Genomic DNA, 26,999 nt, shown 5'->3' on the forward strand with positions numbered 1-26,999 from the left:
TTGATCTACCAATCGGTCAAGCAATAGTTGGTGGCGTGGTCCACGCCACGAACAGCGCCTGCATCGATTCCACGAACACACCGAAGGCGGCGTCGACACGCTCTCGATCTCCGGTCGTGAGCAGATCGAGTGTCAGCCCGCGTATCTGTGCGAGGACGATGGTCGCGTAACGATCCGCCTGCACCGGCGCACAGCCCTGGGCCACAGCCAGGTCGGTCAAGTTTCCGAGCCAATCCGCGACCACGTGCTCGAGAAACTCCCGGTACCGATCCTGGTGCAACAACGCTTGACCGTAGATTTCGAACATCACCCGGAAGGCGGGCAGCGCCTCCGGCGACGTTCGCTCGCGCCAGTACCGATGCAGCAGTTCCACCCCCGCAGTCGAATCGTCGTTCCAGCAAAAGGACTGATCACGCAGTACCGCAACGACTTCGGTGAGTAGTTGCTCTTTGGAACCGAAATGATGAATGAGTGTGGCATGACTGATCCCCAGATCCTTGGCCAGCGGACGCATCGACAATCCTCCGACGCCATTGACCGTGACGTATTCGGTGACCTGAGCCAGTAACTCGGCACGTCGATGCCGGTATCGTAATTTCCGGCCGTCCACGCCTACTCCCTCGTCCACTCCTGCGAGGGTACGCAACCACGTCACGACTCGAGATGTCGGTAATCGGATCGACTGATCGTCGCTGCCGCGAGGGCTATTCCTGTCACCACGCCGATGACCGTGTCGACCACTCGGGTCAGAGCCACTCCTGAATCAACGGGCGCCCCGAATCCGATGAGCGTCAACGCCATCGGTGTCACCGCCAGTGAAGTCAGGGCATAACTTCGCATGACGAGCAGTTCGGCAGCGGTCTGGAGAACGACCACCACGACGACGGCCTGCCAGTAACCCAACGTCAGCGCTATCACCACGGCGGCGATGGCAGCACCACCGATATTGCCCACCAGCCGCTGAATTCCGCGTTGCACGGTGTGCCGATAGTCCAATCCCTGCAATGCGGCGATGGCACCCATCGACGCCCAGAGAGGATGCTCCAGGCCTGCCCCTGCCGCAACCCATCCGGCGAGGGCCGACGCCGAAGCCACCCGAGCCGCATTCACCGCCACCGACGTCGAACAGATTCGCCGAAGCCCGGCAACGAAATGTCTCTCGTCGATGGTGAGCGCGCCGACAGACCTCGAACCACTTCGGATCACATTGGAGTGCTTGATCTTGCGCAGATCATCCTCCAATCCCGACAGCCGAAGAATCGGCGCCGCGTCCCCGAAGCCCTGCCAGTGCTGCACGGCGGATTCGAGTTCGTCCAAGACGGCAGTCAATTCACCGCAGTGCTCGACAGTGGATGCGATTCGCCCGCTCGATGTGATGACGGACCGCGCATGCGCTATCGACGCTCGAACGGAAGCGACGCTCGATCCACTCGAATCCGTCAGCCCACTCGCGGCAGCCACCGCGCGCGCAACGGCCAGTCTCGCCGGACCGGTCGGCACGATCAGAGCCGGGAACATCGCCGCAGCCCAACCCACGAGCACACCGACTGCGCCCGACACCACTATGGCAATCAAGTCCGAAGCGGTAGATGCGTACCCGGCGGCACCGGTAGCGGCGAACACTGCGATCACCGGCCCCGGACCGTTGATACGGAAACCGGACATGAAGCTGTAGGCCCCACCTGCCAGTAATGACAGGGCACCGATTTCCAACCACACAGGGGTTGCGGCTACTCCCATGCCTGCCCCGAAGGCAATGGACCCCACCAGCAACAAACCGACCATCGCCAGCTTGCCTGCCAACCGCGGGTACGGTTCATATCTGCAGAAGGCCGAGCACAACGCACCGAAGGTGGCGAATCCGGCCAGGTCGTAGCGCCCGAACACTCCCCCGACGATCAACACCGTTGCAGATGCGAGCCCGACCCTGAGAGCTGGTGCCACCGTCGCGTCAGCCGGCGCAAGCCGAAACGCATCCCGCCAGGTAGTCCCGGCCACTGAATACTTCACAGCCCTTCGCGAGCTGGTGCGGCGGCGGACCACAGTTGTCGTGTCGGTACTCGGCATCGTTCGAGAGTACATTTATTTCACTAGTAAATTACATGTGAAATATTGTGAGATGAATCGCTACACTACGAAAATGCCTCAACCTGCCACCTCCGAGGGCGACTTCATCGACCGCGTACGACGCGACTGGATCAAGAGCTACCCCGACATCGACACCTCTCCCGTCGAAGTCATGGGCCGAATCACGCGAATCAGCTCACAATCGCTCAACCAACTCGACCGCGCACTGGCTCCCAGCGGAATCTCACGCGCCGAATTCGACGTGCTGAGCGCTCTCGCGCGCAGCGATCGTCCCTTGCGTGCCAGCGAAGTGACCGCGGTGACGATGTTCAGCGGCGCCGCCACCACCAAGCACGCCGATCGACTCGGCAAACTCGGCCTGGTACAGCGCACCAGGTTCGAGCACGACGGCAGAGTGGTCCTGCTCCAACTCACCGCCGCCGGCCGCGAACTGGTGAAGACCGAATTCCCGAGACGCATCGACCGTGACCGACGAATGCTTGCCGGACTCGACGAAAACGAACTCGTACAACTCGCCGCATTACTCAGACGAATATCCGTCAACGCCGAATCCGCAGCGCTCGACTGAGCAACTGGGGCGAACTCGCCAACGTGGGCAGGGGCACGTTCTGCAACGCACCTGCCCCCGCGCAACGTCCTTGCCCGTTTCCGGATCGGCGATCACCACGGACCACAACTGCCGAATCCGCCCCTGCCACCAGACTGCGAACACTCGTCGATTAAGGAGTGCTCACGAAGCGCCTGTACGAACAACACCCGCCGCGCTACGACTACGTCGCCACCGAATCCGGCAATGCGTCGTACCTGATCCTCATTGCTCTCATGAATTGGGGCGACTCCCTACGCAACCACCGGTCCGCCACCCATCGTCCTCGAACATCGTTGCAGTGCAACGTTACTTACAGAGGTAACCTGCGGGCACGGCAAGGAACCACTGTCGGCGCGCGACTCGACCGTAGACCACATCGCGCCCGCGCCACGGTAGGTCAGCGCGGCGGCGGGAATCCGCCGGTTGCAATCGGCCCCCACGAATCGACGGTGACACGAAGGAGGCTCTTCCCCTGCTTGCGCATCGCGGCGCGGTACTCGTCCCAGTCGGGGTGATCGCCGGCGATGGAACGGTAGTAGTCGACCAACGGCTCCACCGACTCGGGCAGGTCTATCACCTCTGCTGTTCCGTCCACCTGAACATAAGGTCCGTCCCATTCATCGGAGTGGATGCACAGCGACACCGCCGAGTTCCGGCGAATGTTCACGGCCTTTGCTCGGTCGGGGTAGGTCGAGATCACGATTCGACCCTCGTCGTCGACGCCACAGGTGACGGGCGAGATCTGCAGTCCCCCCGACTTCTTGACGGTCACGAGAGTGCCGCGATGACGTGGGCTGACGAATTCGAGAAGTGCTTCACGGGAAACGCGATCGGCGCTGGCAATTTTCGGCATGCCGTCAAGCCTAGTTTCGATCCATGTCCGATGCCGGGACGGTCAGGGCATTTCGATGGTCTGAGCTCGGGCGATCTCGCCGATGGCCCTGGTGACGTAAGCGGCCGGCGACTTCTTCGATACCGTCGACAGGTTGCCGATCACCAGCACAGCGGAGCGTAGATAGGCTCCGTGACCGACCCGGAAGGAGTCGTCTTCCAGGTCGGAGATTCCGAGTGCACCTGTGTAGACCGCCGCGAGCGCCTGCACATCGAGATCGGGCAGCCAGACGATTGTCGCCCTGGCACACGAGGTAAGCGCGTCTTGAACATCCTCGCTGGACAGACCATCCGGATGCGTGTCCTCGAGTAATTCGCGCACGATCGCCGCATGCACCGAACTCACCTGTTCGAACGACAACCCACGAAGCTCGTCGACCGCATCGTCGAGTGCGTCGCGTTGTGCACTGCGCACTGCGGTAAGTGCGTCGAGAGTGGCATCGGCGATGTCACGGGCTACGGGTGGCCACTCGACGGGCCAATTCCGATCAGGCTTCACGGTTCGATCTCCCAACAGTGCTCGTTGTCGATGGTGTCATGCTGGTAGGACAGCGATCCACCGGTACCGCGCATCAGCCTGCAGTCCCAGGTGATACTCCCGCCGTCAAGGCAACTGACACCGGAATCACGGTCAAACAGACCACGGCCGAAGCGAACAATGCGATCACCAACCGTCTGTCCCACTTGCCTCGGGCACCGCTCGCTGCCAACACGAAGATGACAAAACCCACGCACACCGACACGATCGTCAGAATCACCGCACTACCAACCATGCAACGATTGTCCCTTACCCGCTGCCGGACGAACGGTCGCACCACCGGGCCGAGCGTCCGACGGAATAGATCGCATCTTCGGAAAGTTGGACCGACCGTGACCGACACAACACAGACACCCGAGCTGGGCACCTACGGAATTTGGCGCGGAGCCGACGGCTTGACTCCCGAGCTGGCGGCGGCAATCGAGAATCTCGGCTTCGGGACCATCTGGATCGGCGGGTCACCTCCGGCCGACCTACAGATCGCGGAGGATCTTCTCGATGCCACCGAACGCATCGTCGTGGCGACCGGCATCGTCAACATCTGGACTGCGACGGCCCCGGAGGTCGCAGAGTCCTACCATCGGCTCGAAGCCAAACACCCCGGACGATTCCTGCTCGGGGTGGGCGTCGGACACCCGGAAGCGGTGGGCGACTACACAAAGCCGTATGCGTCCCTCGTTCGGTATCTCGACGAATTGGATGCCGGCCGGGTACCGGAATCTCGACGGGTTCTGGCAGCGCTCGGCCCGAAGGTCTTGAAGTTGTCCGCCGATCGCGCCGCCGGCGCCCATCCGTACCTGACCACTCCTGAACACACCGCTGAGGCGCGCGAGATTCTCGGCGCGTCGAAGATCCTTGCACCCGAGCACAAGGTCGTTCTCGAAGCAGATCCGGAAGCGGCCCGCGCGATCGGACGGCCGGCAGTGGCGTACCCCTACTTGCACCTTCGTAACTACACCAGCAACCTCGAGCGCCTCGGCTTCACTCCGGACGAGCTGGCGAACGATGGCAACGACCGCGTGATCGACGCGCTGGTAGCGCACGGAGATGCTCGTTCGATCGCGGGACGGCTACGCGAACACGTCGACGCCGGCGCCGATCACGTGACGATTCAAGCGTTACCCGCCAACGGCGATCCGTTAGCGACATATCAGGCATTGGCGACCGAATTACTGCCCTGACCGGGTACCGTGACGGTAGACGGCGGAAAGGACTTTGCCATATCACGACCTCATCTCGCTGACGTGGCTATAGCCGTCGGCTCGGCTGCCATCCTCGGTGCGACTGTCGGGATACTGCTCGCCGACGTCGTGGCAGGACTTGCCGTGGGCGCCGGCGCCGCGATTGTTTTCCGCTTCACCCTTCGAATGATCAACGGGCGGCGGTGAAGACGAACCAAGGAATTGCTCCGGTCTCCACGTGCAGGTTCTTCACCGTCTCTGGCGAGTCGGGCACGGACGTCCGGTGCGCGTCGAACGCGTGACGAACGCCTGACGTTCATCACGCGTTCGGGTCCGATCACATGGTGAGTACCGTCTTTCCGAATCCCTCCCCCGATGCCATGGCACGAAAGGCATCCGCAGCTTCCTCCAACGGCCGAACCGAGTGCACCACCGGAGTGATCGAATGTTCGGAGACGAACTCGAGCATGGCAAGGAATTCCGGTGCGCTCCCCATCGACGAGCCCAGCAGTGAAATCTGCCGAAAGAACACCTCCCGAAGCGAGAGTTCCAGGTCGGGCGTTGTCGTGGCGCCGAAACTTATCAATGCCCCACCCGGACGGAGCGCACGCAAACCGGCAGGCACGGTCACGGCTCCGACGCCGTCGAGAACCAGGTCGGCAGGGCGCGTCAGCTTTCGGTCGAACTCGTTGTCCGCTACCACTGCGTGAGCCGCACCCGCCGCCAGAGCTTTCTGGGCGTTCTGCGCACTTCGAGTGACAACCGTAACCTCGGCGCCGGCCGCCACCGCCATACTCAACGCCATGACAGCTGCGCCGCCGCTCGCTCCCGTAATCACCAGATGGTCACCGGCACTCAGGTTTCCCTTGGTGAACAGCGCTCGATACGCGGTCAACCCCACCAACGGCAGCGCCGCAGCCTCGTGCACGGATAGATGCCGGGGAATCTGGTGCACATTGACAGCCGGGACCGCCACGTACTCGGCGAAGGTACCTTGCAGCGGCCCGCCGAGAATCGTCGGCACCTCGGGAACGTCGTCGGTGACATCCCACCCGATGCACGGGTTGATCAGCACGGTGCGTCCTTCGTCGGCACCTCCGCCACTGATGACACCGGCGGCATCCGCTCCGACGATGTGCGGTGATTCATCGCCGCTCCGTGCGTCGACGACGAACAGTTCGTGTCTGTTCAGCCCTGCAGCCATGACATTCACGAGTACCTCGTCGGGCCCCGGAACTGGTTGTGGGACTTGCCTGATTTCCAAGCCGTCCACACCAGAACGTCCTGAGTGGACCAGCGCGCGCATCATCTTCTCTTGGGACACTTGATATTCCTTCGTTATTTTTTTCCGTGTCGAGAACTCTGTTCCCGACGAATCGCGTCGAGTACCGACGCGAGCACTCCCGGTGCCGCAGAGTTGATCTCCCCGACCCGAAGGTGATTGAACTTCCGCCCCGATCGAGCGTATTGATCGAGGACTCCCGCGTTCCGCAGTATCGAAAAATGGTATGAAGCAGATGATTTGGCCACATCATCGTACAGTTCACCGCAGGTGAGATCTTCCGGCGAGTCCGCCAGGCGGCGAATCATCTCCAACCTCACCTCGTCGGACAGCGCATGCAGGATTCCGGCAACGGACATCTCGACCACTTCGCCTCCAAGTTTCCGACCGCACCCCGGCGAGGGGTTCGATTTTTTCGAACACCAGCGTACCGTGGCGGTAGAGGTTCGAAAAATTCGAACCAACTGGAGGTCGATTCATGCCATTGCGTATCGGACTGGTGGGCGCGAACATCGATCGTGGTTGGGGATTTCGCGCACATGTTCCAGCCATCCGAGCTCTCCGACAGTCGAAGTCGGCAGATATCGCCCTCACCGCCGTGGCGACGTCACGCCCGGAATCAGCGAGGGCAGCAGCCGATGCCACCGGAGCGGAACCGTTCACATCAGCAGCCGCTCTCGCCGCGTCACCCGACGTCGACCTCGTCGTCGTCACCGTGAAGGTTCCCGCACACCTCGACCTGGTCAGCGCGGCCCAAGCCGCAGGCAAACACGTGCTGTGCGAATGGCCGCTCGGCCTCGACGTCTCCGAAGCTCGCGCCATGAACAGCCGAACCACCCCGTCTTCCAGGGGTTTTGTCGGACTACAAGCACGGATGGATCCGGCGGCATCTGCCCTTCGCGATGCTCTCGCCGACGGGCAACTAGGTACCCTACAAGCGATCGACGTCCGATCGTCCAGAACGAAAGGTCTCGAAGTACCCTCCGAAGCGCCGCGCTACACACTCGACCGTCGCAACGGTGCCGGCGCCAGAGAAGTGCATACCGGTCATGTTCTCGACCTGGCCGATCAGATCCTCGGCGGTATCGTCGTCACGGCCGGTTCGGCAATCGTGCATCGGAAAAGCTATCGCCTCGCCGGCTCCGACAAACAGGTGGCGATCACTGCACCCGACACCGTCTCGCTGTCGTTCACTGCCGGAAGAGCACTCGGGGCCGCGCTCATCTGGGACGGCGACGAACTCGCGGAGACGGTCGTCACCATCCAGGGAGATCTGGGAGACAAGTACAGATGGCCCCCATGCAGGCGGTCATTCAATTGAACGGATCGGACTCGACAATCACCTTGCTCGACAATGCAATCAGCCCCGAAGGTGTCGGTGACCCCGCTTCCGCGAACGTTGCTGCCCAGTACCTGGCGATCATTGCCGATCTGGCGGATGACGGCAACCGTGCCGCGACATTTGCAGATGCGGAACGCATCCATTCGTTCATCGAACAGATCACCGAATTTCCGCAGTGGTAACCGCAGTTCGATTGCCTTCTCGCGGATCAGGTATCGGCCGAATCGAGTCTCGAGGTCGCTCTGAGCGAACAGGGTACGAGCGATTGCACGTTCTCGACATTTGCGAACTGTTCGTCTTCAGGTACGCGAACGGCGCCGGGTTTCGGCCGTGGGATGTCGGCGGACGTTACGATTGTTCGACGGGTCTCCGCAACATCGATACCGCCGCTCCGAAACACCTCGACAAGCCCCTGCCGTCCGGCCTGCGCCGACCAACCACAACTGCCCAACACCACACAACGATCCGAAATCTGTTGCATTCCAGTCATACTACCGGTTTACCCACCATCGCAGATATGACACCATCAGTCCATGGAGCCACTCGATCCCATGCGAACTGTGAGCGTTCGACCCGATTCGCAGACAACGCCGCCTACATGGAAGGTTGTCGCCGTGCTGGTTGCGGTCGTGACGGCCGCAACAGTGGCCCTCGTATACTCGGGCACCGGCCGATCGGCCGTTCTACTCGGAATCGTCATGGCTCTTGGAGGGGCCGCGCTCACGGTGATGTCAGAACGTCGAATACTGCGGGAAAATGCAGGCCGGCGCATGTCGTTGTTCGGTTCACCTCCGGTCCGGCCGCGCCGCTTCGACCTTCTCAGCGGAGCGGGCGTCCCACTGCTGATGTTCGGATCGGCGATATCGGTTCAGGCATCGACGGGACCACGGCCTTACCTTCTCCTCGGAGTACTCGCAACAGCCACGATCTTGGCGATGACCTTCGCATACATCGTTCACAACCGGCGGATCAGCCAGGTGCCCGAAGCGTGATCACCGCGGTTGCGTCATGCCGGTATCGCGCAGCGTGATATTCAATCGGCCAGTCGCCAAACCGAGTGCAGAATCGGGTTTTCCGGCAAGAATTTTCGGCACACCATGATATGCGAATCGTGACGGTCCACCGAACACGAAGAGATCACCCGACTGCAACTCGACGTCGACGTACGGCTTGTTCCGGCTCTCCGTGTTTCCGAATCGGAAAATGCAACTCTGCCCGATGCTCAACGAGACCACGGGTGCGCCGGAACGCTCCTCCTTGTCCTGATGCATCCCCATCCGGGCGTTTTCGTCGTAGAAGTTGACCAGCGCCGTATCGGGTGTGTAGGACTGCGCTGCACACTGATCGTCGTATGCCGCCGCTACCGCTGATTGCCCCAATTCGACCAACCATTGCGGCACGGCCGCGACCGGAGCACCGTTCACGTCGTCGGCGGTTCGCGTGTACCGGTACGGCTGCCAGTGCCAACCGAGGCAGACGGTCTGTGCCGACATCCGGTGACCACCGGGAACTACAGCGGCCCGCATCGGCACGGGTGAGGTGGCCCACCGTCGACACTCGGCGACCAGACCGTGCTGCTGCTTCAGGTCGAGCCAGTCCGGAACGTGGACTGCGCCCGGTACCACTACCGTCCGCGGCCGAGGGATCAGCGCATTCATGATTTCCACGTTAGTTCGTCGCGGTCGCGTTGACATCGGTCGGCCACCCTCGAGGCTCTCACCCATGGATAGATCGATATCGACTGATCCACGAACAACAGTTCCGCACGCTCGATCCTCTGCTCAGCACTACACCGAAGGAGACATAGCCGTGGATACCACTTCCAACCCCGTCACGATCACGGCACCCGATTCAGTGCAGTTCATCGACATCACCCGCGAGTTCGACGCACCGGTCGGTGACGAGTTCGGCTTCAACGGAGTGTTTCACGTGGTCCGGGAGAACGAATTCGCGGTCCAGACATTCGAATTCGATGGATATCCCGATGCGGTCAGCATCGAATCACTCTCTTTCGATGCTCTGGACGACAATCGTACTCGGCTGTCCATCCATGCCGTCTACCCGAGCCTCGAGGCGCGCGACGGCATGATTTCGAGCAATATGGAGCGGCGGCGTCACCGAAGGCTACGAACGCCTGGAGAAGGTCATCGCCGAAAGCTGATCCCCTCGACACACCTACGAAGAACGGAAGGCAGTCTCATGGATTGGACCCTCGAAGTAGTCGTAGTTCCCGTCGCCGATCTAGGCCGATCCATCGCGTTCTATCGCGACAAAGTCGGATTCGACCTCGACCATCACACCGTCAACGAACACATGACGGTCGCCCAGTTGACCCCGCGCGGGTCCGGTTGTTCCATCGTCATCGGCAATTTGCCTTCACACACCGAGATGCCTCCTGGCTCTCTGAAAGGCCTCCAGTTGGTGGTTGCCGACGCGGCGGCAGCCCGAGCGGAACTGATCGATCGTGGCGTCGACGCCAGTGAGATCACGGTCTTCGACGAGCGTGACGGTGGAACGTTTTTCGGATTCGCCGATCCCGACGGAAACACCTGGGCAGTACAGCAGCTGAAGGTTCGTCGCGAGAAGCCTCTCATCCCACAGGACTACCGGGACCGCTTCAGCGCTTAGCGTTCACCCTGCACCGCGTCCAGTCATCCGGCATACACACGACGCAAGGGCGGTAGCCGGCGTCAATCGCAGTCGACTCGTCGGTAGAGAACACACGGCTGATCAGATTCCGCCGCGCACAATCATCTGGGCCCCGATCGTGTTGATCTCCTCGATCAGATTGTCAGCACGGCGCCGACCCGATGACCCCACATTCCCGACCCGCCGTTCGGTGCACGCGAGTAGCAGTCAAGCCATTCTCCAGACTGTCGAGGCTCGTCACCGGCCGAAACCGGTCTTCACCGCATCCGCTGATCGTAGACTCGAAGGGCAGGCGATTCCGGTCGGTACACGTGACTTGTCATACTGGCGTACCGGAGGGGTGGAGACACGGCCTTCGGTGGAACACCGTTTCTGCTCGTCGAACGAGGGAGTGCTGTGCCGGAACCAACGCGACATCCAGTCGGACCTTACGCATCGGGAGTACCCTCAGATGCCCTGTATGTTCGGATTCCCGAATTGGAGCGATTCGGTCTGGCCCAGCTGTGGCGTTCGGCAGTCATCGCGGTGGTGCTGTCCACCTCGATAATGCTCGCTCTGATCGTCTGGCCGTTTCGCAAGGACGGGCGCACATGGGCTGACGCCGCCTCCGACGGACTCGTCGACGGCTTCATCAGGCTGGGCCCGACGTTCGTCAAACTCGGTCAACTGGTGGCGTCCTCATCCGGTCTCTTTCCCGCCCCCGTCGCCAACGCATGCCTTCGATGCCTTGACGACGTACCGCCGTTTCCTGCCGACCAAGCGCGCAGCGTCGTCGAATCCGATCTAGGGCATTCCGTCGAGGAACTGTTCGCCGATTTCGACGACGTGCCCCTTGCCGCTGCATCAGTGGCGCAAGTGCACGCATGTGTTCTGCACGACGGACGCGAAGCTGTCATCAAGATCCAGCGACCTCACATCTACGCGCGCATGTTGATCGACCTTCGCGCCGCCTACTGGGGTGCCAACATCCTCGAAAAGTTCGTCGAATTCTTGCGAATTGCCAATGCCACAGCCATCATTCGCGATCTTCACAACGCCACGATGACCGAACTCAACAGTGCCGTCGAGGCTGACCGGCAAACCACCTTCCGAGACAACATCGGCGCGTTCGGCGACAACACCGGTGTCACGACTCCCGAGGTGTACTGGGACTACTGCGGGCCGCACGTGGTGTGCATGGAGCGAATGCGCGGCGTGCCCCTCGATCGCTTCGTCGCGGTCGCCGACGAGACGGACGAGGCATCGATGCTCGTCCGACGCGGAGTCAAGGTGTGGCTCGAGTCCGTCATCGTCCACGGACCGTTCCACGGCGACGTCCACGCCGGGAACCTGTGGGTTCTCGACGACGGCCGAATCGCAATCCTCGACTTCGGCATCGTCGGTGTGCTGCCCCAGACGTGGCGGACGATTCTCACCGACATGATGCGTGCGACCCTCATCGACGGCGATTTCGCACGGGTTGCCCGCGGCATTCGTGCCCTCGGATACGCCACCGACTACGAGGTCGACGACCAGCAACTCGGCCTGCAGGTCGCCGGCGCACTAGCTCCGATTCTGGGACGCGATCTCGGGGAGCTCCGACTCAGTGCGCTGATCATGGCTCTTGTTCACCTCGGCAAGCAGTGGGGCGTCGCCAGCCCCGAAGAGCTGGTTCTCTTCGGAAAGCAACTGGGATACTTCGAACGTTATGCCACGGCCCTCGCGCCGGGCTGGGTGATCGGCCAGGACCTGTACCTGTTCAAGAACATCTTTCCCGACGCGGTCAAGGCCAAAGCCGAGGAATTGGGAATCAAACTGCCCGACCAGTGAGGGGATGGATCAGCCCCCGTCGAGCAGTCCGGCTCAGCCGAGTGACGAGGCAATCGCCTCTCGCCCTGCCGACGCGCACGCGTGATCCTGCATACCGTCGGGGGCGCCCCCGACTCCGATTCCGGCGATCGACGACGAACCTGATTTCAGAGTGACGCCACCGGCGAGAAAGAGCGTTCCCGGTAGGTCTGCGATGGTGGATCCGTCACCTTTTGTCCGGGCCGACAGGTCGGTGGTGTCCGCCCCGAAAGCAGCCGAAGTGTATGCCTTCTCGCGCGATGCTTCCACTGTGTGTTGGGCAGCATTGTCGCCGCGCACCATGGCGATGACGTTTCCGCCGCGGTCCACGACGGAGACCGTCACGAATCCGAGTCCGTCGGCGCGGCACTTCGCGAGGGCCGCGGCGGCTGCCTTCACCGCCGCGTCTGCGCTCAACCGGTTCTCGGTGATCACCGCCGAGTCATCAGGCGACGAAGGCGGCACGGCGGCAGTAGTCGACGACGCACTCGAGGCGTTCGCCACCGGAGTATCGGCGGTCGAGCACGCTGCGCCTGCGAGGATCGCGACTACGGGAACGACTATGGCGAGCGTACGGGGCACTCGCGTGTGAAAACGGTGGTTCATGATCGGCACCTTCGTTCTGGAATGTTTCGAGTGGTTCGAATCCGTCCACAACAGCGTCTCTTGACCGACTCTGCGGGCGCATCGGACAACCAGCGGACGAATCGTGCACCTTTCGGCGGCGGATATGTCATCCGATCGGTTGATCCGACGGTCCGAGGCGCTCCGTAAGATCCGAGGGATGAGTACCGGAGCCACCACCAGCACCGACCTAGGACTCCGTGGCCCGTTGTCGTATGCGATCCACGCATCGTTCTTCGTACTCCTGGCAACGTCCGGGATTCGGTACGTCGCAGTGCACGGCACCAGTGGCCGCTTCGGAGTGGTGCTCGCCCTGTCCGTGGTTCTGGGCATTCTGTACGGCGTCATGGCGGTGACGTCCTCTCACGGAATGTTTCTCCGGCGACTGTGGATGTGGCCGGTACTGAGTACGTGGGCGGTACTGGTATGGATGGCACCGAGTTTCGCGTGGAGCGCGTTTCCCGTCCTATTTCTGTGCATACGTTTGTATCCGAGCAAGATCGCATACCCGATGGTCGGCCTCCTCGGCCTCCTTGCCGGTATCTCGTTCTACCGTGTCACCGGTCGAGCCGAGTTGGTGACGCTGCTTGGGCCGCTGTGCACGGCAGCACTGGTCGCAGCGGCATACGGTCAGATGGAACGGGATGCACGAGAACGTCTTCGGCTTCTTCGTCAGGTGGCGGAGGCGCAGTCGGCGTTGGCTGACACCGAACGGGCAGCAGGTGTGGCGGCAGAACGCGAGCGCCTAGCTCGAGAGATTCACGACACGGTGACCCAGAGCCTGGCGAGTGCCCTCCTGAGGCTCGAGGCAGCCGAACAAACTTGGAATACAACAGGTTCTCCGTCACGGCCGGATATCGAGGCCGCCGCGGCGAACATCCGAACCAGCCTCGCGCAGAGCCGCGATCTCGTCCACGATCTCGCTCCCACCACGAGCAATGCCGGCGACTTCGAGGCCGTCGTCGCCGCCGCTACCCGTCAGTTCCTCCCGACGGCTCGGATCCGCACCGTGGGAGAGTCTTTCATCGTGCCGCCGGATATAGCGCATGCGATCGTGCGAGTGATCTCGAGTGCAACATCGAACATCGTGCACCACGCGATGGCCGATACTGCCGGAGTGACGATCACGTATCTCGACGATGCGATTTCCGTCGACATCTTCGACGACGGCATCGGCTTCGAACCGGGGAATTCGTCGAACCATTCCCGGGACGGCGGGTACGGTCTTCGCGCGATGCGAAGCCGCGTCGCGCAACTCGGTGGAGCCTTCACGGTCGAAAGCACCCCGGGTGACGGCACTGTGATCGCAGCTCAATTCCCGATCGAACGGAGAAGTCGATGACCGTCATTCGCGTGTTCCTCGTCGACGACCATCTGGTCGTGCGCACCGGCCTGAGCGCCTTACTCGGTACTCAACACGATCTCCAGGTGGTAGGCGAGGCATCCTCCGGCGAGGAGGCAGCCGCGGTGATACCTTCTGCCACACCCGATCTGGTGATGATGGACCTGGACATGGGCGCAGGCATGCACGGGGCCGATGCGATCAGACAACTTCGCGCCGCGGGCGTGGAAGTCCCGGTGCTCGTCTTCACCACCTATGACACCGATGCCGACGTCGTTCGGGCGCTCGATGCCGGCGCCATCGGTTACCTCCTCAAGGATTCCGGGCCTGACGAGATCTTCGGTGCTGTACGCAGTGCGGTCGCCGGGCGCAGCGTCCTCTCTCCCACCGTCGCCTCGCGTCTCGTTCAGCAGATGCAACGCCCACAGGAAGCACTCACCGCGCGTGAATCCGAATTGCTGAGCTTGCTGGCCGACGGAATGTCCAATCGCGAATTGGGGAAGGCACTTTTCATCAGCGAAGCGACCGTGAAAACCCACCTCGGGCACATCTACGCCAAACTCGGCGTCGATACTCGCTCCGCCGCGGTGTCGGTCGCATTGCGCCGCGACGGAATACGCTGACTCCGACCTATCTCCGTGCCGCAGATCCGAGATTCGGCCCGTCTGGCAAGGAATCAGCGGGTTACCTCGAACCGAGGATCGAGCCCGGCCTGACTCACGCCTGCCATCGATGCGATCATTCGCATAAGCGACTTTGACAATCATTTACATTAGTGGCTACATCTATCCCCATGCACCTCACTTCCCACAGGTCACGGCGTCTGAGCACCCTGATGTCCATCGGCGTCTGCCTTGCACTGATCAGCAGCTGCTCGAGCACTTCCGACAGTTCGACGCCCGACAGCGGGGCGACATCCGACAGCAGTGCCACGTCCACAACCACATCGGCACCCATCGAGCAGTCGGCGGCCTCGCCTCGTCTCGCCGTCTCGTACGACGGTGGCGTGCTCGTTCTCGACGCCAACACTCTCGATGTCGTCGGCAAGACCGAAATCGACGGGTTCACCAGACTGAACGCAGCGGGTGACGGCCGTCATGTCGTCGTCTCCGCGGGAGACAAATTCAAGATCCTCGACACCGGCACCTGGTCTTCAGCTCATGGAGACCATTCCCATTACTACACATCCGATCCGGCTATGACCGAAGTCGAGTTCGCCGCCGACAAGCCCGGACATGTCGTCCGACACGCAGGCAAGACGGTTCTCTTCAACGACGGCTCGGGGCTGGTCGAGATCTTCGATCCGACGCAGTTGGCGAAGCGTCAGCCCCGAGTCGAGACGTACACGACACCCGAGGCTCATCATGGCGTCGCAGTGGCGCTCTCCGATGGGACGCTGTTGACGACGGTCGGAAATACGGAGTCCCGCAACGGTATCGTCGTACTCGATGCGGATCGCCAGGAGATCCTCCGGAACGAGCAGTGCCCCGGAGTGCACGGCGAAGCTGTCGCAGCCGGTGAAGCCGTAGTGCTCGGATGCCAGGACGGCCTACTCGTCTACAAGAACGGTGCAATCACCAAGGTCCAAAGCCCGGACGCGTACGGTCGCATCGGAAACCAGGCAGGCTCGGAAGAGTCGGATGTCGTTCTCGGTGACTACAAGACCGACCCCGACGCCGAACTCGAGCGACCGCAACGTATCTCACTGACCAATACCGTAACTGCCGAACTGAAACTAGTCGATCTGGGAACCAGCTACACTTTCCGCTCCCTCGGGCGCGGACCCCACGGTGAAGCACTCGTCCTCGGTACCGACGGCGCGATTCACGTCATCGACCCGGGTACCGGCAAGATCGTGCAGAAGATCGCCGTGATAGGCGAGTGGACCGAGCCGACACAATGGCAGGACCCGCGACCAGCGCTGTTCGTGAGCGACCACACTGCCTACGTAACCGATCCGGCGTCGAAGAAACTGTTCGCCGTAAATCTCGACGACGGAACGATTTCCACTCAGACGACGCTCGAACATACTCCCCACGAGTTGACCGGCGTCACGGGCTGAACTCCTGGACGACACTGTCTGCCTTCATCCTTCGACTGAGGGCAGACAGTTGGCAATACCCGCCTCCGCTCATGACATAGATGTCTGATACTTACAATAAATTGCCTTCATATCACCGAGACCATCGGGTTCTCGAGGGTTAAATTTACCTACGTCGGATCAACACACTCGAGGGAGAGGCAGTTCATGTCCAAGATCGCAGTATTCGGTGGAAACGGCTTCGCGGGTAGCGCCATCTCCAAAGAAGCCGAATCCCGAGGCCACGACGTCACCGTTGTGGCCCGAAGCGTAACGGATTCCGACGGCAGCCGGCTCGTGCAGGGTTCGATCCACGACGCAGATACGATCGAGAAGATCACAGCCGCCAATGACGTGGTGGTGGTTGCCATTCCGGCCCGCGAGATCGACGGTAAGCAACTCATCGAGGCAGTCACACCGCTCTCGGATGCTGCGGCGAGGAACGGAACGCGCATCGGTGTGGTCGGCGGCGCCGGAAGCCTGCTGGTCACCGATGGAGGTCCACGGGTGGTCGACACACCCGATTTTCCGGACGCGTTCAAAGGTGAGGCGCTGGCCCATGCGGCCGTCCTCGATGCGCTGAGCGCCACCGACGACAAAGTCGACTGGTTCTATGTGAGCCCGGCCGCGTCTTTCGGTGCGCACGCAGGTGTTGCCGCCACCGGATCGTTCCAGGTGGGCGGCGACGTACTCTTGACCGACGCTGCGGGAAACTCTGCTATCTCCGGGGAGGACTTCGCGCACGCCTTCGTCGACGAGATCGACACTCCCGAACACAGCCGCCGGCGCTTCACCGTCGCGCAGCGATGACGGTCGGGATCATGAAGAAGATCACCTGGATTGCGGTTCCGGCCGTGGCGGCGATACTGCTCGCCGGATGCTCGAGCAATGACGACCCGGCAAGCACGAGCAACTCGAGCACCGCGTCGCCGACAGTGGCGCCAACACCGTCCTCAGGACAGGACCAGTTGGCGGCAAACAAGAAGGTAGTCACCGACTTTTACGAACTCGCATTCAACGAGCGGCAATTCCAGCAAGCCGCCGACCAGTTCATCGGCGATACCTATATACAACACAATCCAGGTGTCGCCGACGGAGCTGCTGCGTTCGTCGAGGTAGTGGGAGGTGCTCTCAGCGCGGCGCCGGACACACACGTCGAGGTGGTGCGGGTCTTCGCTCAGGACGACCTGGTGGGCTTGCAAACCAGGTCCACCGGAGCACCCGACAGTCCCGACGGGGCCACGTTCGACATCTTCCGACTTCGGAACGGGAAGATCGTCGAGCACTGGGATACAACGCAGGCGGTGCCGGCGACATCGGCAAATCCCAACACGATGTTCGACGGGCCCACGACGTCGGAGCCCCGCTCTGCGGACGTGTTGGACCGCAACTCGACCAACGCCGTGGAGTTCCTACAGCTCGCATTCAACGAGGGCAAGGCAGCGGAGGCAGCCGACAGGTACATCGGCGATACTTATACGCAGCACAATCCGTCGTTCGGTGACGGAAAAGAGGCTTTTGTGCAAGCCCTGTCCGGACTGCAACCGGCCGCCGGAGACAAAGCCGCAAAGTTTCCTCGTACCATCGCCGAGGGAGACTTCGTCTTGCTGCAGACGTTCTCGTCTTCCGGCGACGGGACGGCCGGTAGTGGGTCGATGGACATCTTCCGCTTCGACCAGAACGGCAAGATCGTCGAACACTGGGACGCAGTCCAGGATTTCCCGGCAACCACGGCAAGCGGTAACACCGTGTGGGACAACGGCCGCTGACGGCTCGAAGCTGGGGTGGTGCGCACCGCAGTCGTGCGCATCACCCCGAGGTACGCCGTCAGAGCTTGCTCAATACCGTGGTTTCGACGTCGTTCAGCCACGCGTCGGCGGTGACGAAGTCGGTACTGCTGCCCTGGAGACCGAACACCCGCCCGGCCTGAGCAGCAGGCAACCGGGTGAAGAGATTGTCGTCGAGAATCGTCTGTACCGCAGCGCTAGTCGACCCGTCCGCGTTCAAGGGATACAGCACGACGCTGACACCGTTCATGATGTCGGCCAACTGTTCCATCGGGTAGGACTGATAACCCCCGTCGCTGTAGTCGGTCGGCACTCCCGCACCGTAGGACAGCCCCAGTTCGTTCACGACGAGGTTTCCGACGGCGCCGGTGGGTTGCTGCACGGAGAACGATCCCGGCGCGTCACCGAGCGAGATGTGAATCCATGTGTTGTCGGCAATAACCTGAGAGTACTGACTGCGAAGTCGGTCCAGGTTCTGATCGTAAGTGGTGCTGGACTTTTCGAGAACGTCCGACTTCCCGACAGCGTCGGCGATCTGGGTGGCGACGGACTTCCAGTCACCGCGACTGTGACCTTGGACGATGACGGTGGGGGCGATTGCGGAAAGCCGGTCGAAGGACTCCTTGTCGATCTCGTACGCGTCGCCGACGATGACGTCGGGGTCGGCCGATGCGACAGCTTCGAAGTTGATCTCGCCAAACGGACCGACCGTGGGTATCCCCTTGACGAATTCCTGCTGCGCAGAGGTGAATTCACTCACCCACTTGCCGTAGTCCTGAACACCTACCGGCTTGACGTCCAACGACATCAGCTGCCACGGCGTGTCGTAGGAGACCGCGACGACACGCTCAGGCGTCACCGGAACCTGAACGTCTCCGTAGGCCGATGGCACGGTACGGGTATCGGCCGACTCCGAATCGGCTGTCGAGGACGAGCAAGCCGCCAGCATGACTGCCACCGCCACTGCGGATGCTGCCCGCAGGAAGTACGAGAATGACCTTGAACGTGAAGCGGGCACGCAGAAACTCCTACCAAATCCGATTGTTTAGCCAACCCTAAGTTGACTGTGCAGGTAGATACAAGTCTGATCGGGTCGATCACAGTCGCAGTTCGGCCTATCCCTGTAGCGGATCAGCCAATTCGCGTGGATCGGAGTCTTCCACCAAAGTTGCGAACTCACCGGGTGTCACTCCCATGGTGCGCCGGAAGGCGACACCGAACGCGCTTTCGGAACTGAACCCCGTCCGGCGCGCCACATGGGAGATACTGCGTCCCTGCGCCAACAATTGCATTGCATGATGGGCTCGTGAACGCATTCGCCACTCGGAGAAGGTCAAGCCGGTCTCCGCAGGAAATCGTCTGGTAAGTGTTCGCGTGCTGACCCGAGCGCCGGTGGCCCACTCGGCTACCGATCGAGTGTCTGCCGGCGCTGATACCAGCGCGTCGGCAATTCCTCTGAGCCACGGCGTGCTCGGTAACGGCAGTTCGAACATCAGTTTCGGTGCGGGCTCGACCAAATCGATGGCGAACGCTTCCGCGCGCCGGCGCGCGGCATCGGTCAGGTCGTCGCGGGTGAGATGATCGAGCACCTGCTCGAGCAGAGGTGGGGTGGACAGCGCGACCACTCGATCGAGTCCGGTGACGTCGGACGATGCCAGCCAGGTGCACGAAAGCGCCGTTCCACTGCGCGCTGTCACCTCGTGTGGAATGAACGAAGGGATCCACACGCTGACGCCGCTCGGCACGGTGTAGACCGTCCCCGGCGTCCGGAGTTCCAGCACACCCTCGATGGCCCAGAGCAACTCGTGATCGCTGTGCCTGTGCATCGACCAGGTGTAGTCCTCGTCCACGACCAACCGATTGGTGGCAAGTCGAAGATGCCCGTCGGCGCTGACACGAAGCGGGCGCACCACCCGTTGCCATTCGGACAACTCGTCGAGGGGGCTGGTGAGCGGATACTCGCTCACCGCTGCTCAGGCACCGATTCGATACTGGACGTGGTCATGGGCACCACATTAACCGCCTGCCCGCGCCGTGATACTCGACTACAGTCGGTATGCGGTACACCTACAGTCAGTTCATGGGAACTTTCATCACGACCGTACATGACGTGCCGCTGACAGTCAGTCGACCGGATTCGCCAAGCGCGCAGCATCACGCCGTGGTTGTCCTCCAAGAAGCCTGGGGCGTGAACAGCCATATCGAGACCGTTCTCGAGCGACTGTCCGACGCGGGATATCTGGCAGTGGCGCCCCACCTCTATCACCGAGGGTCGCAGACCGCGTTCACGGATTTCCCGTCAGCCAAGGACGCGCTGATGGCTTTGGACGGCGACGGCATCGGCCACGACGTACGGGCCGCTGTCGACTACAGCCGATCCGAGGGCGCGGACCAGGTCGGCTCCCTCGGATTCTGCATGGGCGGCACTGCCTCGCTCTGGTGTGCCGCCGTGCCGCTCGTCGATTCTGCTGTCACCTACTATGGCGGCGGGGTGGCCGAGGCCAGGTGGAACGGAATCGCCTCTGGAATCGAACTTGCTGCACACCTTCAGGTTCCGTGGATCGGACACTACGGCGACCTGGATTCGAGCATCCCACCCGACAGCGTCGAGCAATTGCGGACGACGGCCTCCGATCTGGCCACGGTGTACCGCTACGCCGACGCCGGTCACGCGTTCAACAACGACACTTCTACCAGCCATTACTCCCCCGAGTCCGCCGCGCTCGCGTGGACGCGCACCATGGAGTTCTTCGCCGAAACCCTCTGATTTCCCGGTCGACGTCGGCGGCCCGTGAGGCGGTGGGGGACACCGGCGTCGGTGCCCCCACCTCTCGGTCGTATCAGGATCCGGCGCGGATCCATTCTTCGAGATGTGGCGCTTCGGTACCGATCGTCGTACCGTCGCCGTGCCCGGTATGAACTGTCGTCTCGGCGGGAAGCGCGAACAGCCTGTCACGAATGGAACCGATGATCGTCGGGAAATCGGAGTACGAACGGCCCGTGGCACCGGGACCACCGGAAAACAGGGTGTCGCCACTGAACAGCGCGGCCGCTTCCGGAAGATGGAGACACGTCGACCCCGGCGAATGACCCGGAGTGTGAATCGCGAGGACGTCCGTGCCCGCCACGGCAATTCGCTGCTCGTCTTCCAAGCTCAGATGCTTCACCCCTGGATGAGTCATCTCCCACAGGACATCGTCTGCCGGGTTCAGGTAAATCGGAGCGTCGAGCTGCTCAGCCAGTTCCGGTGCCACGGTCACATGGTCGTTGTGACCGTGCGTACAGACAATTCCGACAACCTTCCGTCCACCGACGGCGTCGATGATCGGCTGCGCGGTGTGAGCTGCGTCCACGATCACCACTTCGTGGTCGTCACCGATCAACCAGATGTTGTTGTCGACGTCCCACGTACCACCGTCGAGACTGAAAGTGCCCGAGGTGATGACGCGGTCGACACGCAACGTCACAGGACCACGACCGAACGGAGGACCTCGCCGCGGTGCATCGTCTCGAACGCCTTCTCCACCTCGTCGAGCTTGATGCGCTCGCTGACGAACTTCTCGAGCGGCAGACGCCCCTGCTGATACAGGTCGACCAGAACGGGGAAGTCGCGCTCGGGCAGGCAATCTCCGTACCACGACGACTTGAGTGCGCCGCCGCGCGAGAAGAAGTCGATCAGCGGCATCTCGAGCTTCATGTCCGGAGTCGGAACACCGACCAGAACAACGGTTCCCGCGAGGTCGCGGGCATAGAAGGCCTGCTTCCACGTCTCCGGACGGCCGACTGCGTCGACAACCACGTCGGCACCGAAACCGCCGGTCAACTCCTGCACGGCTTCCACGACGTCGTCGACCTCGGTGGCGTTGATCGTGTGTGTGGCACCAAGTTCGGTTGCCCACTCCAACTTTCGACGATCACGATCGATCGCGATGATGGTACCCGCACCGGCCAGGCGCGAGCCCATGATCGCGGCGTCGCCGACGCCGCCGCAACCGATCACGGCCACCGAGTCACCGCGACCGACGTTGCCGGTGTTCATGGCAGCGCCCATACCGGCCATGACGCCGCAGCCGAGCAGTCCGACGACAGCAGGATCGGCGGAGGCGTCGACCTTGGTGCACTGCCCTTCGTGGACGAGGGTCTTGTCGGCGAATGCACCGATGCCCAGTGCCGGCGTCAGCTCGGTCCCGTCGTCGAGGGTCATCTTCTGCTCGGCGTTGAACGTGTCGAAACAGTACTGCGGACGACCGCGCTTACACGCACGACACTGGCCACACACGGCACGCCAGTTGAGGACCACGAAGTCGCCGACCTCGACGTGCGTCACGCCCGTTCCGATACTCTCGACGATGCCCGACGCCTCGTGGCCGAGCAGGAACGGGTACTCGTCGTTGATCCCGCCGTCGCGGTAGGTGAGGTCGGTATGGCACACACCGCACGCTGCAATGGCGACCACTACCTCGTTGGCGCCGGGATCGGGAATCGTGATGGGAACGATCTCGACGGGGGCACCTTTGGATCGGGCGATGACGCCGCGTACCTGTTGTGGCATGGTTCTGCTCCTGGCTCGTGCGTGTTTTCGGACGTGTGCGCACATAGCGATATGTGCACTACCTAGAAGGTTAGCCCGTCCCGCGGGCTCGAAAACCTGGCCGAAATGACGGGCAGACCTGGCCGAAAGAACTACGTGGCCGGTTTGATGCCTGCTTCTGCACCCACTGCTGCCGCCGCACCACGACTTTGCACACCCAGTTTCTTCAGTACCCCGGCAACGTGGAACTTGACCGTGCTCTCGCTGACACCGAGCCGCTCGGAGATCGCCTTGTTGCGCCTGCCCGCCACCAGATGTTCGAGCACTTCGAACTCGCGTGGACCCAATTCGGTGAGTACGTCCCGATTGGGCACGATCATCGGGGCCGTCAGTGGAATACACACCCCGAGCCGACTTCCCCACCCCCGGACGGATTCAGATTCGAGGGATCCGCCCAGGGTTTCCACCCGCGCCCGAAGTTGATTCTCGACAGTGTCGATGTCGATCTCGCCACCGCCGTCGTCTCTGATGTCGATCGACAGCGAGGCCGCGTCCAAGTGCCACGCGATGCGAATGCGCGACAAGCCCGGCTGTTCGGAAATCGCCAGAACCGCGCCTCGGACCACTGCCCGCGCGCCATGCGCCACCTCACCGGGCAGTCCTCGGCCGCCGACCGGCGGTTCCACCAGCTCCAATTCGATGTCACGGTGTTTGAGCAGCGATTTCAGCTCGCCCCTCATACGGGCGAACGCGGTGGTTGTCGACTCCTCGGCAAGCTCACGATGCCCGTCGACGGCGGTAGCAGACCGATCAGCGCCGACGACGCGGTCTCTCGCGCCGACGTCCGGGCACGAGTGTCGTCGAGGTCCGGCGATCGTAGTGTCGCCAGAATCGTTTCGAGTGTCGCCGCATGCACCTCGGTCATCTCCGCCACAGTGCGGGCCCGTTCGGACGACGCCGCCCTGGATTCGGCCAAGTACGCCGGGCTCGCATTGCGAACCTGAAGCTGGATGCCCGTGGCGACGACGGCGAACAGTGACTTCACCAACTCGAGGTCGCCGGCCCTGGCCGGCTTCTCGGTGGCTGTCAGCACCAGCAGTGTGTCCGCCCGGTCGAGCATCGCGTACAGCGGCCGTTCACGGCCCGCGAGCATCGATTTTCCACGAAATATCTGTCCGACAACAAGATCCGTGCGTATCCGGTCCAGCTCGGCGATGGTCACTCGGTCGACGACGGTCGGATCGCCGGCAACTTTGCGCGGACGCCCGGTGCATTCGCGAGTGAAGATCACCAGCGCGGTGTGCGGAACCATGTCGGCGACGAGATCGGAAAACCGTCGCCCGATTTCGGGCAGCGAACCCACCAACACCTCGCGCAGCGCGATGATCAGGTTCGGAGCGTTCACGGTGGTACTCACGAATCCACGATAGCCATCTACAGTGCCGACACCGACTGCAGCCATTTCTCCATGACCACGACGGCGATACGGAGCGACTGTTCTTCCACGTCGCCGAGTTGTTCCGCGAAGATCTTCGGGCCGTCGACGCCCAACGACTCGTGCAGTGATCGGCGGTATTCGTCGAGTTCCATCCACTCCCGAGCCACATCCGTCGACGCTTCCAGGTGGAATTGCACCCCGTAACTGTTCTCGTACCGGAAGAGTTGGTTCGGGTACTTGGCCGAACCTGCCAGCCGCAGCGCACCATCCGGAATCTCGAAGGTATCGGAGTGCCATCGCATCGCAGGGAAAATCGCGGGCAGCGTTCCCCACACCGGATCTCCTCGCCCCTCGGCGGTGAGAACGATGTCTTCAACACCCACTTCCGGCACCTCACCGGTGTAGACGCGAGCACCGAGTGCGGCAGCCAGCAGTTGGGAGCCGAGACACACACCCCACACCGGGATCCTGGCCGCCACCAAGCCGCGAATGAAGTCGATCTCGTCGCTCAGCCACGGCACCGTGCCTCGATCTCCGACACCCATGGGCCCGCCCATCACGATCACGGCATCGAAGCCCCGACGTTCCGGCAGCGGATCGGTACCCATGAGGACCGTACGCACTGTGCCGTAGCGTTCGAGCACCGGAGAATACGCGGCCGGGGGCTCGCATTGCGCGTGACGAAGCTCCAGGATGTTCATCGTTCGGCAGACCTCCCGTTCGGATTCGTGAAGCATAGTTTTCCGATGGATGTGAGGCGGATTCAAACGCTCCGGCACCACCCGAGACCGAGACAATCCAACCATTAGGATTATTTACTCGATTCGCCAAATAGTTGATCTTCTCGATTTATGCTCTTCCAGAACTCCGAAGCATGCGACGTATTCGCTGCATGAGTCTCATCCCACCACTCGACGAAGGATCATCTATGCGCACACCTCTACCCTGCGCCCGCCGCCTGCACAGCACTGTCGCCAGGATCGCGGTGGCCGCGTTCGCGATGACCGTCCTGGCCGCATGTGGCGGAGAGTCCGGCACGAGTGCTACCGAGGCGACCACCACGTCGAGTAGACCGCCGATCACCACGTCGAGCGCCGCCCCGGCCACGACCACTCCTGAGCCGGTTGTCATCACACCCGAGGCCAGCACCACGGGTGCTCCACCACCCGCAGCACCCGCACCCGCAGCCGCGCTCATGCCGAACGTGGTGTGCATGAATCTTCAAGCAGCCCAGAATAAAATCCAGGATGCCGGTGTGTTCTACTCCAGAAGCAAGGATGCGACTGGAGCCGGAAGGCGTCAGGTTGTCGACTCGAATTGGGTGGTCGTCGCCCAGAATCCCTCTCCCGGAACTCCGTTCGGTGAGGGCGATGCCGTGTTGTCCGCGGTGAAGATCGGCGAGCCGAACCCCTGCTGACACCGGCGTGTCGACGCACGGCGATCAGGTCACTACGACACTTCCGCGTCAGGCGCACAATCCAGAATTTTCAGGTCCCATCCTTCGATCCTGGTGGACGCCGCAATTCCTCTCTCCTCGAGAATCTCCGACACCTCGTTCAGAAGGCGAACCTTCGGCCGGAGATCCGGGCCGTCCACTACCGCAACTCCTAAGGCGAGCCCGATCAGGGAACAACCCAGAAGAGGCTTGCGACGACCAGGGCGAACGGTAGCGCCCTGACTCCGCGAGCACCAGACTCTCGTGAACGACGCTGGACACGATCCGCTCGTCAATGGCTGAATCCACCCCTCACGCTGTGCGCCTTCATTAATCGTCCGCGGTTAACAAAGGCGCACAGCGGATGTTCAGGGTTGGAAGACGACGCGGCCGACGGTACTGCCGTCCCCGAGTCGACCGACTCCGTCCGAGACGTCGGACAATGCCAGTCTCTCACCTATCAACGGCATGACCAGTCCCGCATCGGCGAGCCTGGTGAGCTCGACATGGCAGTCGTCGATCGCCTGCTGGTTGTATGCTTTGTACAACCCCCAATGCAGTCCGATGATCGAATAGTTCTTGATGAGAGCATGATTGAGAGCAGGCTGCGGCACAGTGCCACCGGCGAAGCCGATGACCACGATCCGCCCCTCGAAGGCTATGCACTTGGTGGACTTGGCGTATGCGTCCCCGCCGACCGGGTCGAAGACCACGTTTGCGCCCTTGCCGCCGGTGAAGTCCTTGACCGCAGCGATGATGTCCTCACTGTGTCGGTCGATCACCAGGTCCGCACCTAGCCTTCGTGCGTACTCCACCTTGTCCGGACCACCGACGACACCGATGACCTTGGCACCTGCTGCCTTGCCGAGCTGTACGGCAGCACTACCCACTCCGCCGGCCGCCGCGTGGACGAGCAGGGTCTCTCCCTCGAGCAATTGGGTCCGGCGATGCAGAGCGAACCATGCCGTCTGATACCCGATACTCAGGGCTGATGCTTCGGCATCGTCCAGAGCGGCCGGTGCCGGAAAAGTGTTGTTCTGATCCAGTATCGAGTATTCCGCGAAGCCTCCGTCTGGCAGACTCGGATTGCCGATCACACGGTCTCCGACTGCGAATCTGCTCACTGATTCACCCACCGCGACAACTTCCCCACACAGTTCGACGCCCGGTGTGAACGGAAGCGGCGGCTTGATCTGGTATTCACCGCGACACATGAGCACGTCGGGAAAATTGGCAGGCGTTGCCAGCACTTTGACGAGCAGTTCGTTTGCCTTGGCAGTGGGCTCCGCAACTTCTTCGAGGGTGAGAACATCTCGGGGTTCGCCGAGTTCGTTGACGCGCCAAGCCTTCACAATTCTTCTCCAGAGAGGTGGTA

General features: G+C 62.0%; 31 protein-coding genes and 2 pseudogenes. 17 read left to right on the top strand and 16 right to left on the bottom strand.

Annotated elements, in window-relative coordinates:
* Positions 1 to 16 precede the first annotated feature (16 nt).
* A complete protein-coding gene (locus ABH922_RS20495) occupies positions 17 to 628 on the bottom strand; it encodes a TetR/AcrR family transcriptional regulator (protein ID WP_424808661.1) in 612 nt (203 codons plus the stop codon).
* Positions 629 to 651: 23 nt separating this feature from the next.
* Complete coding sequence (locus ABH922_RS20500) at positions 652 to 2,067, bottom strand: FUSC family protein (RefSeq protein ID WP_424808662.1); 1,416 nt, start codon at positions 2,065 to 2,067, stop codon at positions 652 to 654.
* 73 nt (positions 2,068 to 2,140) lie between these two features.
* Between ABH922_RS20500 and ABH922_RS20505 the strand changes: the two genes are divergently transcribed.
* Together ABH922_RS20505 and ABH922_RS20510 are read left to right on the top strand one after the other, a co-directional pair.
* Positions 2,141 to 2,656, top strand: coding sequence for a MarR family winged helix-turn-helix transcriptional regulator (locus tag ABH922_RS20505; RefSeq protein ID WP_424808663.1), 516 nt, complete (start codon positions 2,141 to 2,143; stop codon positions 2,654 to 2,656).
* Between the two features lie 158 nt (positions 2,657 to 2,814).
* Entirely contained in the window at positions 2,815 to 3,192 is a 378-nt protein-coding gene (locus ABH922_RS20510; protein ID WP_424808664.1) for a hypothetical protein, read from the top strand.
* Here the strand turns inward: ABH922_RS20510 and ABH922_RS20515 are convergent.
* The 3 genes from ABH922_RS20515 to ABH922_RS20525 form a co-directional block, all read right to left on the bottom strand.
* Positions 3,075 to 3,530, bottom strand: a complete 456-nt coding sequence (locus tag ABH922_RS20515; protein WP_424808665.1) for a PPOX class F420-dependent oxidoreductase — start codon at positions 3,528 to 3,530, stop codon at positions 3,075 to 3,077. The two genes, ABH922_RS20510 and ABH922_RS20515, sit on opposite strands and share 118 nt — an antisense overlap.
* A 42-nt stretch (positions 3,531 to 3,572) precedes the next feature.
* Entirely contained in the window at positions 3,573 to 4,067 is a 495-nt protein-coding gene (locus tag ABH922_RS20520) for a hypothetical protein (RefSeq protein WP_424808666.1), read from the bottom strand.
* Positions 4,068 to 4,140: 73 nt separating this feature from the next.
* Positions 4,141 to 4,341, bottom strand: coding sequence for a hypothetical protein (locus ABH922_RS20525; protein WP_424808667.1), 201 nt, complete (start codon positions 4,339 to 4,341; stop codon positions 4,141 to 4,143).
* 97 nt (positions 4,342 to 4,438) lie between these two features.
* On the opposite strand from ABH922_RS20525, the gene ABH922_RS20530 reads away from it, so the two are divergent.
* Positions 4,439 to 5,287 (top strand): LLM class F420-dependent oxidoreductase, encoded by an 849-nt coding sequence (locus ABH922_RS20530; protein WP_424808668.1) that lies wholly within the window; start codon positions 4,439 to 4,441, stop codon positions 5,285 to 5,287.
* A gap of 63 nt (positions 5,288 to 5,350) precedes the next feature.
* Entirely contained in the window at positions 5,351 to 5,494 is a 144-nt protein-coding gene (locus ABH922_RS20535) for a hypothetical protein (RefSeq protein ID WP_424808669.1), read from the top strand.
* Positions 5,495 to 5,624: 130 nt separating this feature from the next.
* On the opposite strand, the gene ABH922_RS20540 is transcribed toward ABH922_RS20535, so the two are convergent.
* Positions 5,625 to 6,611: a zinc-binding dehydrogenase gene (locus ABH922_RS20540; RefSeq protein WP_424808670.1), complete on the bottom strand. Its 987-nt coding sequence runs from the start codon at positions 6,609 to 6,611 to the stop codon at positions 5,625 to 5,627.
* Positions 6,612 to 6,625: 14 nt separating this feature from the next.
* Positions 6,626 to 6,928, bottom strand: coding sequence for an ArsR/SmtB family transcription factor (locus ABH922_RS20545; protein WP_424809741.1), 303 nt, complete (start codon positions 6,926 to 6,928; stop codon positions 6,626 to 6,628).
* Between the two features lie 119 nt (positions 6,929 to 7,047).
* On the opposite strand from ABH922_RS20545, the gene ABH922_RS20550 reads away from it, so the two are divergent.
* From ABH922_RS20550 to ABH922_RS20560, 3 genes are all read left to right on the top strand, one after another.
* The gene (locus tag ABH922_RS20550) at positions 7,048 to 7,890 is read left to right on the top strand and encodes a Gfo/Idh/MocA family protein (protein WP_424808671.1); all 843 of its coding nucleotides are present in this window, start codon (positions 7,048 to 7,050) and stop codon (positions 7,888 to 7,890) included.
* Positions 7,869 to 8,093, top strand: coding sequence for a hypothetical protein (locus ABH922_RS20555; RefSeq protein ID WP_424808672.1), 225 nt, complete (start codon positions 7,869 to 7,871; stop codon positions 8,091 to 8,093). Before ABH922_RS20550 ends, ABH922_RS20555 begins: the two co-directional genes overlap by 22 nt.
* A 378-nt stretch (positions 8,094 to 8,471) precedes the next feature.
* Positions 8,472 to 8,903 carry a hypothetical protein gene (locus tag ABH922_RS20560; RefSeq protein WP_424808673.1) on the top strand — a complete coding sequence of 144 codons (432 nt, stop codon included), beginning with the start codon at positions 8,472 to 8,474 and terminating at the stop codon, positions 8,901 to 8,903.
* On the opposite strand, the gene ABH922_RS20565 is transcribed toward ABH922_RS20560, so the two are convergent.
* Complete coding sequence (locus ABH922_RS20565) at positions 8,904 to 9,569, bottom strand: alpha-ketoglutarate-dependent dioxygenase AlkB family protein (RefSeq protein WP_424808674.1); 666 nt, start codon at positions 9,567 to 9,569, stop codon at positions 8,904 to 8,906.
* Between the two features lie 151 nt (positions 9,570 to 9,720).
* On the opposite strand from ABH922_RS20565, the pseudogene ABH922_RS20570 reads away from it, so the two are divergent.
* From ABH922_RS20570 to ABH922_RS20580, 3 genes and pseudogenes are all read left to right on the top strand, one after another.
* Positions 9,721 to 10,072 (top strand): annotated as a pseudogene (locus tag ABH922_RS20570) (SRPBCC domain-containing protein).
* Positions 10,073 to 10,110: 38 nt separating this feature from the next.
* Positions 10,111 to 10,539, top strand: coding sequence for a VOC family protein (locus ABH922_RS20575; protein ID WP_424808675.1), 429 nt, complete (start codon positions 10,111 to 10,113; stop codon positions 10,537 to 10,539).
* A 417-nt stretch (positions 10,540 to 10,956) separates the two neighbouring features.
* On the top strand, positions 10,957 to 12,369 hold the full coding sequence (locus tag ABH922_RS20580) for an ABC1 kinase family protein (RefSeq protein ID WP_424808676.1): 1,413 nt from the start codon (positions 10,957 to 10,959) through the stop codon (positions 12,367 to 12,369).
* Between the two features lie 33 nt (positions 12,370 to 12,402).
* Here the strand turns inward: ABH922_RS20580 and ABH922_RS20585 are convergent, their stop codons facing one another.
* Positions 12,403 to 12,993 (bottom strand): GlcG/HbpS family heme-binding protein, encoded by a 591-nt coding sequence (locus ABH922_RS20585; protein ID WP_424808677.1) that lies wholly within the window; start codon positions 12,991 to 12,993, stop codon positions 12,403 to 12,405.
* Positions 12,994 to 13,171: 178 nt separating this feature from the next.
* Between ABH922_RS20585 and ABH922_RS20590 the strand changes: the two genes are divergently transcribed.
* From ABH922_RS20590 to ABH922_RS20610, 5 genes are all read left to right on the top strand, one after another.
* Positions 13,172 to 14,353 (top strand): sensor histidine kinase, encoded by a 1,182-nt coding sequence (locus ABH922_RS20590; protein ID WP_424808678.1) that lies wholly within the window; start codon positions 13,172 to 13,174, stop codon positions 14,351 to 14,353.
* On the top strand, positions 14,350 to 14,976 hold the full coding sequence (locus ABH922_RS20595) for a response regulator (RefSeq protein WP_424808679.1): 627 nt from the start codon (positions 14,350 to 14,352) through the stop codon (positions 14,974 to 14,976). Before ABH922_RS20590 ends, ABH922_RS20595 begins: the two co-directional genes overlap by 4 nt.
* A gap of 170 nt (positions 14,977 to 15,146) precedes the next feature.
* Positions 15,147 to 16,415, top strand: a complete 1,269-nt coding sequence (gene aztD / locus ABH922_RS20600) for a zinc metallochaperone AztD (protein ID WP_424808680.1) — start codon at positions 15,147 to 15,149, stop codon at positions 16,413 to 16,415.
* A 186-nt stretch (positions 16,416 to 16,601) separates the two neighbouring features.
* Positions 16,602 to 17,243, top strand: coding sequence for an NAD(P)-dependent oxidoreductase (locus ABH922_RS20605; protein ID WP_424808681.1), 642 nt, complete (start codon positions 16,602 to 16,604; stop codon positions 17,241 to 17,243).
* 11 nt (positions 17,244 to 17,254) lie between these two features.
* Entirely contained in the window at positions 17,255 to 18,202 is a 948-nt protein-coding gene (locus ABH922_RS20610) for a nuclear transport factor 2 family protein (RefSeq protein WP_424808682.1), read from the top strand.
* Positions 18,203 to 18,260: 58 nt separating this feature from the next.
* Here ABH922_RS20610 and ABH922_RS20615 read toward each other — a convergent pair whose 3' ends face one another.
* Together ABH922_RS20615 and ABH922_RS20620 are read right to left on the bottom strand one after the other, a co-directional pair.
* Positions 18,261 to 19,238 (bottom strand): ABC transporter substrate-binding protein, encoded by a 978-nt coding sequence (locus ABH922_RS20615; protein WP_424808683.1) that lies wholly within the window; start codon positions 19,236 to 19,238, stop codon positions 18,261 to 18,263.
* A gap of 97 nt (positions 19,239 to 19,335) precedes the next feature.
* Entirely contained in the window at positions 19,336 to 20,187 is an 852-nt protein-coding gene (locus ABH922_RS20620; RefSeq protein ID WP_424808684.1) for an AraC family transcriptional regulator, read from the bottom strand.
* Between the two features lie 113 nt (positions 20,188 to 20,300).
* On the opposite strand from ABH922_RS20620, the gene ABH922_RS20625 reads away from it, so the two are divergent.
* The gene (locus ABH922_RS20625; RefSeq protein WP_424808685.1) at positions 20,301 to 20,987 is read left to right on the top strand and encodes a dienelactone hydrolase family protein; all 687 of its coding nucleotides are present in this window, start codon (positions 20,301 to 20,303) and stop codon (positions 20,985 to 20,987) included.
* Positions 20,988 to 21,060: 73 nt separating this feature from the next.
* On the opposite strand, the gene ABH922_RS20630 is transcribed toward ABH922_RS20625, so the two are convergent.
* From ABH922_RS20630 to ABH922_RS20645, 4 genes and pseudogenes are all read right to left on the bottom strand, one after another.
* Entirely contained in the window at positions 21,061 to 21,687 is a 627-nt protein-coding gene (locus ABH922_RS20630) for an MBL fold metallo-hydrolase (RefSeq protein WP_424808686.1), read from the bottom strand.
* Positions 21,684 to 22,772, bottom strand: a complete 1,089-nt coding sequence (locus tag ABH922_RS20635; protein WP_424808687.1) for an S-(hydroxymethyl)mycothiol dehydrogenase — start codon at positions 22,770 to 22,772, stop codon at positions 21,684 to 21,686. The genes ABH922_RS20630 and ABH922_RS20635 overlap by 4 nt, the downstream gene beginning before the upstream one ends.
* A gap of 131 nt (positions 22,773 to 22,903) precedes the next feature.
* Positions 22,904 to 24,168 (bottom strand): annotated as a pseudogene (locus tag ABH922_RS20640) (LuxR C-terminal-related transcriptional regulator).
* A 17-nt stretch (positions 24,169 to 24,185) separates the two neighbouring features.
* Complete coding sequence (locus tag ABH922_RS20645; protein WP_424808688.1) at positions 24,186 to 24,890, bottom strand: type 1 glutamine amidotransferase; 705 nt, start codon at positions 24,888 to 24,890, stop codon at positions 24,186 to 24,188.
* A gap of 227 nt (positions 24,891 to 25,117) precedes the next feature.
* Here ABH922_RS20645 and ABH922_RS20650 point away from each other — a divergent pair, with 227 nt between their 5' ends.
* On the top strand, positions 25,118 to 25,606 hold the full coding sequence (locus tag ABH922_RS20650) for a PASTA domain-containing protein (RefSeq protein ID WP_424808689.1): 489 nt from the start codon (positions 25,118 to 25,120) through the stop codon (positions 25,604 to 25,606).
* Between the two features lie 386 nt (positions 25,607 to 25,992).
* Here the strand turns inward: ABH922_RS20650 and ABH922_RS20655 are convergent, their stop codons facing one another.
* The gene (locus tag ABH922_RS20655; protein ID WP_424808690.1) at positions 25,993 to 26,976 is read right to left on the bottom strand and encodes an NADPH:quinone oxidoreductase family protein; all 984 of its coding nucleotides are present in this window, start codon (positions 26,974 to 26,976) and stop codon (positions 25,993 to 25,995) included.
* Positions 26,977 to 26,999 lie beyond the last annotated feature (23 nt).

This window comes from Rhodococcus sp. 27YEA15 (genome assembly GCF_049739425.1).
Lineage (GTDB): Bacteria > Actinomycetota > Actinomycetes > Mycobacteriales > Mycobacteriaceae > Rhodococcus_F.

Bases quoted from the DNA above. Each gene is read 5' to 3' on its own strand.
- ABH922_RS20500 (WP_424808662.1), bottom strand. From the start codon at position 2,067: ATGCCGAGTACCGACACGACAACTGTGGTCCGCCGCCGCACCAGCTCG.
- ABH922_RS20505 (WP_424808663.1), top strand. From the start codon at position 2,141: ATGCCTCAACCTGCCACCTCCGAGGGCGACTTCATCGACCGCGTACGA.
- ABH922_RS20515 (WP_424808665.1), bottom strand. From the start codon at position 3,530: ATGCCGAAAATTGCCAGCGCCGATCGCGTTTCCCGTGAAGCACTTCTC.
- ABH922_RS20525 (WP_424808667.1), bottom strand. From the start codon at position 4,341: ATGGTTGGTAGTGCGGTGATTCTGACGATCGTGTCGGTGTGCGTGGGT.
- ABH922_RS20545 (WP_424809741.1), bottom strand. From the start codon at position 6,928: ATGTCCGTTGCCGGAATCCTGCATGCGCTGTCCGACGAGGTGAGGTTG.
- ABH922_RS20550 (WP_424808671.1), top strand. From the start codon at position 7,048: ATGCCATTGCGTATCGGACTGGTGGGCGCGAACATCGATCGTGGTTGG.
- ABH922_RS20555 (WP_424808672.1), top strand. From the start codon at position 7,869: ATGCAGGCGGTCATTCAATTGAACGGATCGGACTCGACAATCACCTTG.
- ABH922_RS20565 (WP_424808674.1), bottom strand. From the start codon at position 9,569: ATGAATGCGCTGATCCCTCGGCCGCGGACGGTAGTGGTACCGGGCGCA.
- ABH922_RS20575 (WP_424808675.1), top strand. From the start codon at position 10,111: ATGGATTGGACCCTCGAAGTAGTCGTAGTTCCCGTCGCCGATCTAGGC.
- ABH922_RS20585 (WP_424808677.1), bottom strand. From the start codon at position 12,993: ATGAACCACCGTTTTCACACGCGAGTGCCCCGTACGCTCGCCATAGTC.
- ABH922_RS20590 (WP_424808678.1), top strand. From the start codon at position 13,172: ATGAGTACCGGAGCCACCACCAGCACCGACCTAGGACTCCGTGGCCCG.
- ABH922_RS20595 (WP_424808679.1), top strand. From the start codon at position 14,350: ATGACCGTCATTCGCGTGTTCCTCGTCGACGACCATCTGGTCGTGCGC.
- aztD (WP_424808680.1), top strand. From the start codon at position 15,147: ATGCACCTCACTTCCCACAGGTCACGGCGTCTGAGCACCCTGATGTCC.
- ABH922_RS20605 (WP_424808681.1), top strand. From the start codon at position 16,602: ATGTCCAAGATCGCAGTATTCGGTGGAAACGGCTTCGCGGGTAGCGCC.
- ABH922_RS20610 (WP_424808682.1), top strand. From the start codon at position 17,255: ATGAAGAAGATCACCTGGATTGCGGTTCCGGCCGTGGCGGCGATACTG.
- ABH922_RS20625 (WP_424808685.1), top strand. From the start codon at position 20,301: ATGGGAACTTTCATCACGACCGTACATGACGTGCCGCTGACAGTCAGT.
- ABH922_RS20635 (WP_424808687.1), bottom strand. From the start codon at position 22,772: ATGCCACAACAGGTACGCGGCGTCATCGCCCGATCCAAAGGTGCCCCC.
- ABH922_RS20645 (WP_424808688.1), bottom strand. From the start codon at position 24,890: ATGAACATCCTGGAGCTTCGTCACGCGCAATGCGAGCCCCCGGCCGCG.
- ABH922_RS20650 (WP_424808689.1), top strand. From the start codon at position 25,118: ATGCGCACACCTCTACCCTGCGCCCGCCGCCTGCACAGCACTGTCGCC.